The 10,479-nt window shown below is 71.2% G+C and carries 11 protein-coding genes, 1 tRNA gene and 1 pseudogene; 1 reads left to right on the top strand and 12 read right to left on the bottom strand.

Annotated features, from left to right (window positions below; translation table 11 throughout):
- The 4 genes and pseudogenes from AC0CYZ_RS07185 to AC0CYZ_RS07170 form a co-directional block, all read right to left on the bottom strand.
- The coding region (locus tag AC0CYZ_RS07185) for an FAD-dependent oxidoreductase (RefSeq protein WP_472213738.1) at positions 1–134 on the bottom strand (134 nt) is incomplete at its 3' end.
- Between the two features lie 303 nt (positions 135–437).
- Positions 438–929 (bottom strand): hypothetical protein, encoded by a 492-nt coding sequence (locus tag AC0CYZ_RS07180; protein ID WP_472213733.1) that lies wholly within the window; start codon positions 927–929, stop codon positions 438–440.
- A gap of 194 nt (positions 930–1,123) precedes the next feature.
- Positions 1,124–2,020: an Lrp/AsnC family transcriptional regulator gene (locus AC0CYZ_RS07175; protein WP_472213736.1), complete on the bottom strand. Its 897-nt coding sequence runs from the start codon at positions 2,018–2,020 to the stop codon at positions 1,124–1,126.
- A 39-nt stretch (positions 2,021–2,059) separates the two neighbouring features.
- Positions 2,060–2,200, bottom strand: a pseudogene (locus AC0CYZ_RS07170) (AsnC family protein); the annotation flags it as partial.
- 488 nt (positions 2,201–2,688) lie between these two features.
- On the opposite strand from AC0CYZ_RS07170, the gene AC0CYZ_RS07165 reads away from it, so the two are divergent.
- Entirely contained in the window at positions 2,689–2,979 is a 291-nt protein-coding gene (locus AC0CYZ_RS07165) for a hypothetical protein (protein ID WP_472213731.1), read from the top strand.
- A gap of 66 nt (positions 2,980–3,045) precedes the next feature.
- On the opposite strand, the gene AC0CYZ_RS07160 is transcribed toward AC0CYZ_RS07165, so the two are convergent.
- The 8 genes from AC0CYZ_RS07160 to AC0CYZ_RS07125 all read right to left on the bottom strand — a co-directional run bounded on the left by AC0CYZ_RS07160 (position 3,046) and on the right by AC0CYZ_RS07125 (position 10,309).
- Positions 3,046–3,327 (bottom strand): hypothetical protein, encoded by a 282-nt coding sequence (locus AC0CYZ_RS07160; RefSeq protein WP_472213729.1) that lies wholly within the window; start codon positions 3,325–3,327, stop codon positions 3,046–3,048.
- A 320-nt stretch (positions 3,328–3,647) separates the two neighbouring features.
- Complete coding sequence (locus AC0CYZ_RS07155; protein ID WP_472213728.1) at positions 3,648–4,097, bottom strand: hypothetical protein; 450 nt, start codon at positions 4,095–4,097, stop codon at positions 3,648–3,650.
- A gap of 114 nt (positions 4,098–4,211) precedes the next feature.
- Positions 4,212–4,496 (bottom strand): DUF3040 domain-containing protein, encoded by a 285-nt coding sequence (locus AC0CYZ_RS07150; RefSeq protein ID WP_472213726.1) that lies wholly within the window; start codon positions 4,494–4,496, stop codon positions 4,212–4,214.
- Between the two features lie 32 nt (positions 4,497–4,528).
- Positions 4,529–6,289, bottom strand: a complete 1,761-nt coding sequence (gene ctaD, locus AC0CYZ_RS07145; protein ID WP_472213723.1) for an aa3-type cytochrome oxidase subunit I — start codon at positions 6,287–6,289, stop codon at positions 4,529–4,531.
- 204 nt (positions 6,290–6,493) lie between these two features.
- Positions 6,494–6,566: transfer RNA gene (locus tag AC0CYZ_RS07140), tRNA-Ala, on the bottom strand.
- Between the two features lie 63 nt (positions 6,567–6,629).
- Positions 6,630–7,433, bottom strand: coding sequence for a DsbA family protein (locus AC0CYZ_RS07135; RefSeq protein ID WP_472213721.1), 804 nt, complete (start codon positions 7,431–7,433; stop codon positions 6,630–6,632).
- 52 nt (positions 7,434–7,485) lie between these two features.
- The gene (locus AC0CYZ_RS07130; protein ID WP_472213719.1) at positions 7,486–9,045 is read right to left on the bottom strand and encodes a cryptochrome/photolyase family protein; all 1,560 of its coding nucleotides are present in this window, start codon (positions 9,043–9,045) and stop codon (positions 7,486–7,488) included.
- Between the two features lie 40 nt (positions 9,046–9,085).
- On the bottom strand, positions 9,086–10,309 hold the full coding sequence (locus tag AC0CYZ_RS07125) for an MFS transporter (protein WP_472213717.1): 1,224 nt from the start codon (positions 10,307–10,309) through the stop codon (positions 9,086–9,088).
- Between the last annotated feature and the right edge of the window lie 170 nt (positions 10,310–10,479).

Below are 10,479 nucleotides of genomic sequence, written 5' to 3'. Positions count from 1 at the left end.
TAGCCCTGGGGACGGTCCCAGGGGCTGGCGTCGCGTTCGAACAGCGCGACGTCGATGTCGTGGCCGCGCAGCGACTGGGCGAGGGTCAGCCCGCCCAGACCGCTGCCGGCGATGAGGACCTTGAGCTCGGACATGGTGTGCCTGATTCCTTCGGTGTCGGATTCGAGTGCTCGGACCTGGGTGACAGACGTGGTTGCGTGTCGGGGTGGGCGCGGAAACCGCGAGAGCGCACCAGCAGTGGATGGCTGCGCGACGAGTAGGACCGGGAGCCCGGCGGTGAGGAAGACGGTGTGGATCGGGGAACGCTGCTGTGCTCATTCCGATCGCCCCTGCGGCGACGATCATGACCTCGGTGCTGGTCGTGCCTGTTGTCCCGGTCGCTTCGAGGTGTGTCAGCCGACCAGGACCAGGCCCGGTTAGCTGTGGTCTCACGGTCGTCAGCGACGGATCTCGATGAGCAGCACCCAGGCGCCGTACATCGACGCGCCCAGCGCGGTGAGGATCTCGGCGGGGACCCAGTACAGCCCCCCGCCCCAGCCCAGCAGCAGCGACAACCCCGCGATCGCCATCGGCAGGCTCGAGATCAACGAGATCGCGGTGAGCACAGCGGCGTAGCGCGTGGGGTCGTCCGGGGAGCTGGCCCGCAGTGTGGAGGCCACCAGCAGAATGGTGACCACACCTCCCAGCACGACCAGTTCCACCCCAAGCACGTCGGCGTCCTGGCCGGGGGCGAGCCCGAAGGTGCTCATCACCACCAGCGCGAGCAGGGTCCCCACCGAGCGCGCCGCCAGCGGCGGGAGCCCGGGGCTGGCCAGGACCTCCTCGTGGTTGAGCGTCACCGCCACGAAGATCAACCCGGCCAGCGCCGCCATCGCGCCCGCTGTGGCCACGAACAGCTCGCTCCACATCTCCGGCGCGTAAGCCGCCACCCTGATGCCCTCCCTCGGGCTACTCCGGTCCCGAACACCGGTACGACTCGAAGTGTGCATAACTATCGCTGTGACTGGCCCGTGCAGGCGCAGAAGTGACGCGATATCGACACAGGCGCGGCAAGGGCGGTCACATCTCGACGCCAGGCCCGGTGCACCGGGACACCCATCGGAGGCAGGTCGCCGAGAGATCGTCAGGCCGAGCGGTCTCCGGCGCCGGGCCTTCGGGCGCTGTAGCGCGTGGTCGCTGCCTTCACAGTGCGAAGGACCGGGATCGCGGAGTGCGACCGCAGCTCCGGGAGCTCCCCGAGCCGCACGGTCAGGTAGTCGTAGAGCGCCGGGAGCCCAGAGGTGGACACACTCAAGAACAGGTTGCTGGATCCGGTGGTAGCCGCGGCGAATCCGACCTCGCCGTGCTCGGCGACCAGTTCCCCGGCCCGACCCAGCTCGGCGGGCGCGACCATCGCGAACACCAACGTGCGCGCGGTCAGCTCCTGCAGCGCCGGGATCACATCGACGTCGAAGCGCAGGACTCCGCTGGAGCGCATGAGCTGCAGCCGACGTCGCACCGTCGACGCGGACGCCTCGGTGGACTCCACCAGCTGCTCGATCGTTGCCCGCCCATCGCCGCGCAGGACCGCGAGGAGCCGGCGGTCGACCGCGTCGAGCGCCACCCCCGATCCGGTCCGGTCGGTGGTCGCCGCGATCTGCTCTGTGGTCGACCCGGTGGCCGGCTCGGCGATCGGGTCGGTGGTGGACTCGGGGAGATGTCGAGCCAGTGCTTGGACCTGCTCCTCGCTCAACGGTCCCGGCTTCGAGTACGGCTGCCCCGCCCCACCGTAGAAGATCCGCAGGACCTGATCGGCCGCCACGTCGAGAACCTGGCGAGTACGTGGCAGCGTGTCGAGCAGCAAGGGCTCCGCGCCCGCGCCGTACACCGTGCCAACGATCGACGCGCCCCCCGCGCAGCGCGCGACCCACGACGTGTCCGGCCGCGCGGCAAGCCCGTCAGCGATCTCCTCGGCGCCGTCGGGCGCCACCCGCAGGTGGAACAGCCACTGTTGCTCCTCGACGACCACCGGGTCCGACATCCCGAGCACCCGCAGCGCCCGTCGATGACGCAGACGCGCATAGCGTCGGGCGATCGTCTGGTCAGAGACCCCCAGGACCTCCCCGATGCGACGGAACGGAGCGCGTGCATCGACCTGCAGAGCGTGCAGAATCCCCCGATCGAGATCGTCGAAGTCCGACGGCTCCGAGTCCACGGGCATGTCCCCTCCGTTCAGCCGAGCCAGTGGGTCGCGCTGGTGGGGTCGAAGGTGCGAACGGCCTCAACGTAGGGGTCCATGGAGGCGCGCGAGCGCCAGCGACCGCAGCTACAGGTCGCGTTCGGGGACTCCGGCGGCGATGGCCTTTGGTGGCGAACCCACGTCCTTGCTGGCGCGGGGGCGTGTACTCGCACCTGAGTACTCGCTCTTGAATCAGGCGAGTACTCGTGCGGATGTGTGTCGACAGGCCCCCCATCTGATGACCAGCGGGTGTACGGCGTGGTCCCTCTGGACCTGCCCAGTCTTGCCGTCGACAGACTGCCGACCGCGTCCACCACGCGGAGTACCGCGCTCGACAATGGTCGAGGAGGTCGTCTCGAGCACGGAACCCGACCGGTTTCACCGCCCGGTCCACGACGCGCCGGACATCCCCGGCCGGGCACATCACTACCGCAGCGCTTAGGCGGGTCTGGAGGTGGGCACGCAAGGACATGGGTCAGGACCACCATCACGGCGTCCCGAGCCACCTCGAGTGGCTGGGCAACGACGTCACGATCACCACCGAGCCGGGCACCGGACTGGTCGCGGTGAATTGGGAGGACATCCGCCGCGGTCACCGCGGCGGCAGCCGGGTCCTCGACATCGCCGACCTCGCCCTCGTCATCGCCGCGGTCACCGACATCCATGACGGGCTGCTCGAGCAGTTCGGCCCGGTCATCAACCAGGCCCGAATCGACCTCGGGCCCTTCCTCGATGCCGTCCTCGAGCGCAGCAGCGACTGAGCCGATCGCGTGGGACCGGTCGCGCGTGTGAGGCTCGTCCCCGCGAGCGTGCGGGAACTGATCGATCTAATGGCAGGGCGCGCTCTGCAGACGGCGGTTCAGGTCGACATGGTCACCAACGACCAGTGCCAGATCCACCGCCGGGTGGGAGTCGATCCGGAGGACATCCCGCCCGAGGAGTGAGGCCGGAGCCTCGGTCCCCGTGTCCCTCCGTGGGGCCCGGGCAGAATCCCGCTCGCGACCGATGACATGGCACGGCAGGCGCACCCGCTCGAGGCTCACCGGCTGCTCCAGCTTGATGTTGCGACGACCGGACGGATCATCGCGGGCCGACTGCTCGACCTTCATGATTTGCTTCGCGGGCCTCCCGTGGCCCTGGCAGGAGCAGATGGCCCGCTCGAGGGTCGTTCCTCAGGCGGTCATAGCTCCGGCCGGCGCGTCCATGTCCAAGCCGCGTCCGTTCCCGGGCAACGCAGGACGCCAGAACCTGCAACCCCGCGGTACCCAGCACAGTCGCCGATTCTTCTCCCGGAGCGCAGGCGGGGCAATCAGTTGGCGATGGCTGGGCGACGGCACGACGGACAAGCGCTCACCCAGCGGTCACGGAGCCGGTCCGGCCGCTGCCAGTGCCACGGCGGTTGCCCCGCTCGCGGGGTCATCGGCGCGGCTCAGACCGGATCCGATCCAGGGCCGCGACGGGTCTGCCACTGCTCGCGCAGGCCACTGCGACCGAGCTCGAGCACGTGCAGGCCGACCGCGAGCGTCCTCGCGCGCTGCTCGGCGACCACCAGCAGCTCCACCAGCTCCGAGCCGTAGGACTCGATCTCGGTCAGGTCGAGCACGATCACCGCCGACGCCTCGGGAGCCGTCGCGGCGCACTGGTCGAGCTGGGTGTGTAGGCACCGGCTCAGGATCGCGGCGTCGTGAGCTCCGACAGCACCCGCGACGGTGAACAGCGCTCCCGAGCCCCGCCCGAGAGGGCGTCGGCTGATCCGCGCCGAGGGGCTGGGCACCGTCGTCGGAGGCGGCGCGGGATCCCTGCCCGGAGCCGTGACCGGGCGGCGGGGCCTCGCGTGCTGGGCGTCGTCCGGGTCGAGCGGGTGAATGACCAGGTTCATCGCGCCACGATGCTCCTGCTGCACACCGACAGCGAGGACGATCGGGCGTCACTTTCGGCAACAGCTCGATGACCGCACCCAGCGCCACCCCACCTCCCGGGGTGACGACGCCGGTCATCCAGGACGACTCGTCGCCGCCTTGATGGTCGCCGCCACGAGCAGGCCCGCGCCCACGACGAACGCGGACAGCGGCCCGAGACAGGCCACGATCAGCCCCGCGACGAGACCGATCGCGAGCAGGTAGACACCGAATTCGATGAGCTGCGGGAGGCTCGCGCGGGCTCCGCAGCAGGTGGGTTCGGAGAGGAGGTCGGGGTCGTCGCGGGTGAGCTCCTGGGCCATCGCGCGCAGCGCCCTGGCCTCGTCGGTGTCCAGTGGCAGAGTCCTGTGGTCGGCCATCTCGGAGCCTCCTCGGCGATGGCAGGCGTCGATCAACGGTTCCGGGGGTCGCTGCCCGGGATGTGCTCCTGCCCGGTGACGCCCGCGGCGGCCTCACCGATGCTCTTCGCGCCGTCGCCCCCGACGTGCGCCTCCATGCGGATGCGCTCGGTGAGGTGCGGGTAGTGCAGCTCGAACGCCGGGCGCTCGGAGCGGATCCGGGGCAGCTCGGTGAAGTTGTGCCGCGGCGGCGGGCAGGACGTCGCCCACTCCAGCGAGTTGCCGTGGCCCCACGGGTCGTCGACCTCGACCGGGCGCCCGTAGCGGTAGCTCGCGAACACGTTCCAGATGAACGGCAGCGTCGACGCACCGAGGATGAACGCGCCGATCGAGGAGATCGTGTTCAGCGTGGTGAACCCGTCCGAGGGCAGGTAGTCCGCGTAGCGGCGCGGCATGCCCTCGTTGCCCAGCCAGTGCTGCACCAGGAACGTCGTGTGGAACCCGACGAACGTGGCCCAGAAGTGGAACTTGCCCAGGCGCTCGTTCATCATCCGGCCGGTCATCTTCGGGAACCAGAAGTAGATGCCGGCGTAGGTCGCGAACACGATCGTGCCGAACAGCACGTAGTGGAAGTGCGCCACGACGAAGTACGAGTCCGAGACGTGGAAGTCCAGCGGCGGCGCGGCGAGCAGGACGCCGGTGAGGCCACCGAAGAGGAACGTCACGAGGAAGCCGACCGCGAAGAGCATCGGCGTCTCGAACGTCAGCTGACCCCGCCACATCGTGCCGATCCAGTTGAAGAACTTGATGCCGGTCGGCACGGCGATCAGGAACGTCGTGAACGAGAAGAACGGCAGCAGCACGGCCCCGGTGGCGTACATGTGGTGCGCCCACACCGCGACCGACAGCGCCGCGATCGACAGCGTCGCGTAGATCAGCGTCTTGTAGCCGAAGATCGGCTTGCGGCTGAACACCGGGAAGATCTCGGTGACGATGCCGAAGAACGGCAGCGCGACGATGTAGACCTCGGGGTGCCCGAAGAACCAGAACAGGTGCTGCCAGAGGATGACGCCGCCGTTGGCGGGGTCGAAGATGTGCGCCCCGAGGTGGCGGTCGGCCAGCAGGCCGAACAGCGCGGCGGTGAGGATCGGGAAGGCGAGCAGCACGAGCACGACCGTCACGAGGATGTTCCACGTGAAGATCGGCATCCGGAACATCGTCATGCCCGGGGCGCGCATGCACACGATCGTCGTCACGAAGTTGACGCCGCCGAGGATGGTGCCCAGACCGGAGACTGCGAGGCCGACGATCCAGAGGTCGGCGCCGTAGCCGGGGGTGTAGAGCGAGTCCGACAGCGGCGAGTAGGCGAACCAGCCGAAGCTCGCGGCCCCGCCCGGGGTGAAGAACCCGGACACGACCATCGTCCCGCCGAAGAGGAACAGCCAGTAGGAGAAGGCGTTCAGCCGCGGGAACGCCACGTCGGGCGCCCCGATCTGCAGCGGCACGATGTAGTTGGCGAAGCCGAAGAGGATCGGCGTCGCGTACAGCAGCAGCATGATCGTGCCGTGCATGGTGAACAGCTGGTTGTACTGCTCGACCGAGAGGAACTGCAGGCCCGGCTGGGCGAGCTCGGCGCGCATCAGCAGCGCCATCAGTCCGCCGATCAGGAAGAAGGCGAACGACGTGATCAGGTAGAGGATCCCGAGATCCTTGGGGTCGGTCGTCTTCAGCATCCGACCGACGAACGAGCCGCGCTTCGACTCCCGCGCCGGGTACGGCGTGGTCGAGATCGGCTTCGGTGCGACGGCCGTCACGGATGCCTCCTGCCCACGGGTGCCTCCTCTGGCGGCGGCCCCGGACGTGTGGGGCCGCGCTGGTTGACCCGGCGATCGTAACCGCCCGCGGGCCGTGCGGCTCGCCGGGTGACGGTATCAACGACAGTCCGTCGTACGACGGCGTGTCCGGAGACGACGAAGGCCCGCCGACCTGGTGGCCGGCGGGCCTCGTACATCCGTGGGTGGAGCTGAGGGGACTCGAACCCCTGACCCTCACACTGCCAGTGTGATGCGCTACCAGCTGCGCCACAGCCCCAACGCCGCGAAACGGTACACCGCGGGTGGCCGCTCGTGACCACGGGGGGTGGACCGCCCGGCGTCACCCCAGGGCGGCCGCCAGGGCCGGGTCGTTCGGGCTCACGGTCCTGCCGTTCACCACGATCGTCGGCGTCCCGAAGCCCTTGCTCCCGCCGGACTGCTGCTGCAGGGCCGGGTCGGTGGACGCCTGCTGGTAGTTCTGGGCCACCGCGCCCGCGTAGGTGTTGCCGCGCACGCAGGCCTCGTAGCCGGGCCCCGCGCCGGAGTTCTTCCCGAGGGTCACCAGGTCGTCGACGGTGTAGCCCGCGCCGCCCTCCTCGGGCTGGCGGTCGTAGAGCGTCTTGTGCAGCGTCGGGAAGGCCCCGTTCTGGGCCGCGCACATGATCGCGTTGCCGCCGAGGGTCGAGTAGCCGGGCGGGGTGGAGTTCTGCTCGAGCAGGTTGACCATGTGGTACCGGACGGTGAGCTTCCCGGCGTTCAGCCCGTCGGTGATCTTCTGCCCGTCGAGGGACTCGAACTGCTTGCAGGCCGGGCAGAGCGCGTCCTCGTAGACGTCGAGGGTGGTCGGGCCGTTGCCCGCCACGACGACGGTGCCGTCGACGCGCGTCTGGTAGGTGGCCGACACCGGCGTGATCGGCTGGTTGGCCGGCTGCGCCGCGGTCTTGTTCGCGTTCGCGGAGTAGACGGCCACCGCGATCACGCCGACGAGGACCACGAGCACGACGACCGCGATGATCGTCGGCGTCCGGGACTTCCCCACCGACGGGGACCGGCGCCCGCTCGAGACCGGGTTGCGCCCCCGGCCCGCCGGCGCCCCGCCCGACGTCTTCGGCCGCGACCGGCCCGCCTGCTGGTTCCTGGCCATGTCCACCACCGTAGCCAGGCCGGGTCAGGCGGCCATGAGGGGTCGTGCCCCCTCAGAAGTCGCGGCGCCCGTGCTCCTGCTCGAGGACCGCCTCGAGATCCTTCAGCCGGTCCATGCTCGCGACGGCCCGGGCGGTGCGCTGGTTGGCGCGCAGCAGGTCCTGGTGGCGGTGCACGAACTGCCAGTAGCCCGCGGTGAAGGGGCAGGCCTTCTCCCCCACGCGGACCTTCGGGTCGAAGGCGCAGTCCCCGCAGTGGTCGGTCATCCGGTTGAGGTAGGCGCCGCCGGAGGCGTAGGGCTTGGTGGCGAGGCGCCCGCCGTCGGCGTGCTGGCTCATCCCGACGACGTTGGGCGGCATGACCCAGGCGAACCCGTCGACGAACGACGTCGTGAACCACTCCGAGAGCTCGCTCGGGCGGTAGCCGCGCTGCAGCGCGTGGTTGCCCAGGATCATCAGCCGCGGGATGTGGTGGACCCAGCCGCGGTCGCGGACCTCGTTCAGCGTGTGCGAGAGGCAGGCCGCGGTGACGGCGTCGCCGTCGAGCTCGGTCCACCAGCGCGGCAGCTTCTTCTCCGCGCCCAGCGTGTTGTTGCGGTGGTAGCCCTTCCCGAAGTGCCAGTACAGGTGCCAGATGTACTCGCGCCACCCGAGGACCTGGCGGACGAAGCCCTCGACGGAGTTCAGGCGGGCCGTCCCGTCGTGGTAGGCCTGCTCGGCGGCCGTGACGGCCTCGAGCGGGTGCAGCACGCCGAGGTTCTGGGGCACCGAGAGCAGCGAGTGCGCCATGGTCCAGTCCCCGGCGAGCACGGCGTCCTCGTAGGGGCCGAAGGGGTCGAGGCGCTCGTCGACGAAGCGGCGCAGCGCGGCCCGGGCCTCGTCGGCGGTCACGGCGAAGCGGCGCGGGCCGTCGCTGCCCACGGTGTCCAGCGCCATCGCGTCGAGGTCGGCGCGGACCGCCTCGTCGATCGCGTCCTCGTCGGGGAACCAGGGCTCCGCCACACCCAGCGTGCGCGCCCGCTTCGGGGGCGGCTGCCGGTTGTCGTGGTCGAGGTTCCATTTCCCGCCGACCGGGGAGTCGCCCTCCATCAGCACCTCGAAGCGCGTCCGCTGGTTGCGGTAGAAGGTCTCCATCGTGAACGACGAGCCCGTCCCCGCCCACGCCGCGAACTCGGCCTTGGGGCGCGCGAACGTCGTCGTCGGGAGGACCGCCGCGACGAGGCCTTCGTCGCGCAGCGTCTCCACGAACTCCAGGGCGGACCAGGACGTCGGCTCGTGCACGACGACGGGCCGGCCGACCTTCTCGAGCGCCTCGCGGTAGGTCGCGGTGCGGTGGTACGTGGCGCGGTCACCGAGCTCGTCGTCGAGGTGGCGCATCCCCGAGAGCAGCAGGTGCAGCTTCTGGCGGTGGTAGCGGCGGCGGCGCAGGACGGCCGAGGACTCCACGAGGACCACCTCGCGGTCCGCGTGCTGGGGCAGGCCGTGGACGGCGGGCCCGAGCTGGTCGCCGAAGCACCACAGCGGCGCCTGCGGGTCGACCCCGTCGAGGGCCTGCTCGAGCGCGTCCCCGTAGGTCTCGACGATCCCGTCCGGGACCCCGGCGCCGCTGCTCATGGGCGGCGGGTGCCCCCGGGTGCGAGGGGTGAACCACGCCTCACGCGGTGGAGCTGGGCGCACCCGTGCGGACGTCGGGCTCGGTCGTCGCCAGCCAGACGAGCATGGCGGCCAGCGCGACCGCCCCCGAGACCCCGAAGGCGGCCGTGAACCCGGCGTACTGGGCGAGCGCCCCCGCGGCCAGCGGCCCGATGATCGCCCCGACGTCGGAGGCCATCTGGAAGCCGGACAGCGCGGGGCCACCGGAGCGCCGGGACCCGACGAGGTCCGCGACCGCCGCCCCCTGCGCGGGCTGGAGCAGTCCCGCGCCCGCCCCGGCGACCAGCGAGGCGACGAGCAGCACGACCAGGTCCGGCAGCACCCCCAGGCACGCGGTGCCCGCCGCGACCATCGCGAGCCCGGCGACGACGACGGGGCGCCGGCCCCGGCGGTCGGAGAGCCCGCTGGTGGCGAGCAGCATCGCGCCGTCCCCGACGGCGAACACGGTCAGGGCGACCCCGGCCCACACCGGCTCGCGGCCGAGCGCGACGGCCACGAACAGCGGCACCAGCGCGACCCGCACGCCCTGCACGGCCCACCCGGTCGCGAGGCCGGACGCCAGCGCGGCCCGGTAGGTCGGCCGGCGCAGCGCCCGGGCGATCGTCAGCGGCTCCACGCCCGGGTCCGGCGCGCGCACCCCGACCCCGGTGGAGCGGGCGAGCAGGCCCCCGACGACGGCGGTCGCCACCACGAGGGCGACCGCGTAGACCACGAACGGCGCGCGGAGGTCGACCGCGACGAGCGCCCCGCCGAGCGCCGGTCCGGAGATCCCGCCGAGCAGGAACGAGCCGGTGAACAGGCCGCTGACCTGGCCCCGTCGGCCCTCCGGGGCGAGCCGGAAGATCAGCGAGAACGCCGAGACGGTGAACATGGTGGACCCGATGCCGCCGAGCCCGCGGAAGACCAGCAGCTGGACGTAGCTCGTGGCGAGTGCGCACGCCCCGGTCGAGGCGGCGACCACCAGCAGGCCCGCGAGGTAGGTCGCACGCTCGCCGACACGGGCGACGAGCCGGCCCGAGACCGGCGCGAACAGCAGCCGCAGGACCGGCAGGGCGCTGACGACGGCCGCGGCGGCCGTCACCCCGACGCCGAAGCTGCGGGCGAAGACGGGCAGGGCGGGCGCGACGATGCCGAACCCGACGGCGACGAGGAAGCTGCCCGCGAGCAGCGCCCAGACCTCCCAGGGCAGGGCCTCCCGCTCCGGCGTCGACGCGCCGGAGGTCACGGCGCCGGGATCACGGGGCGGGTGTCACGTGCGGGTGTCACTCACCGGCCGCGAGCACCGCCTGCTCGGAGGGCGTCGTCGTGGTCGTCGGGGCCACGGTCGTGGTGGTGGCCGCCTTCGCGGTCGTCGTGGCCTTCGCCGTCGTCGTCGGGGCGACCGCGGTGGTCGGG

This window comes from Actinomycetospora sp. (assembly GCF_055612215.1).
This window is presented reverse-complemented; position numbering and strand designations above follow the sequence as displayed.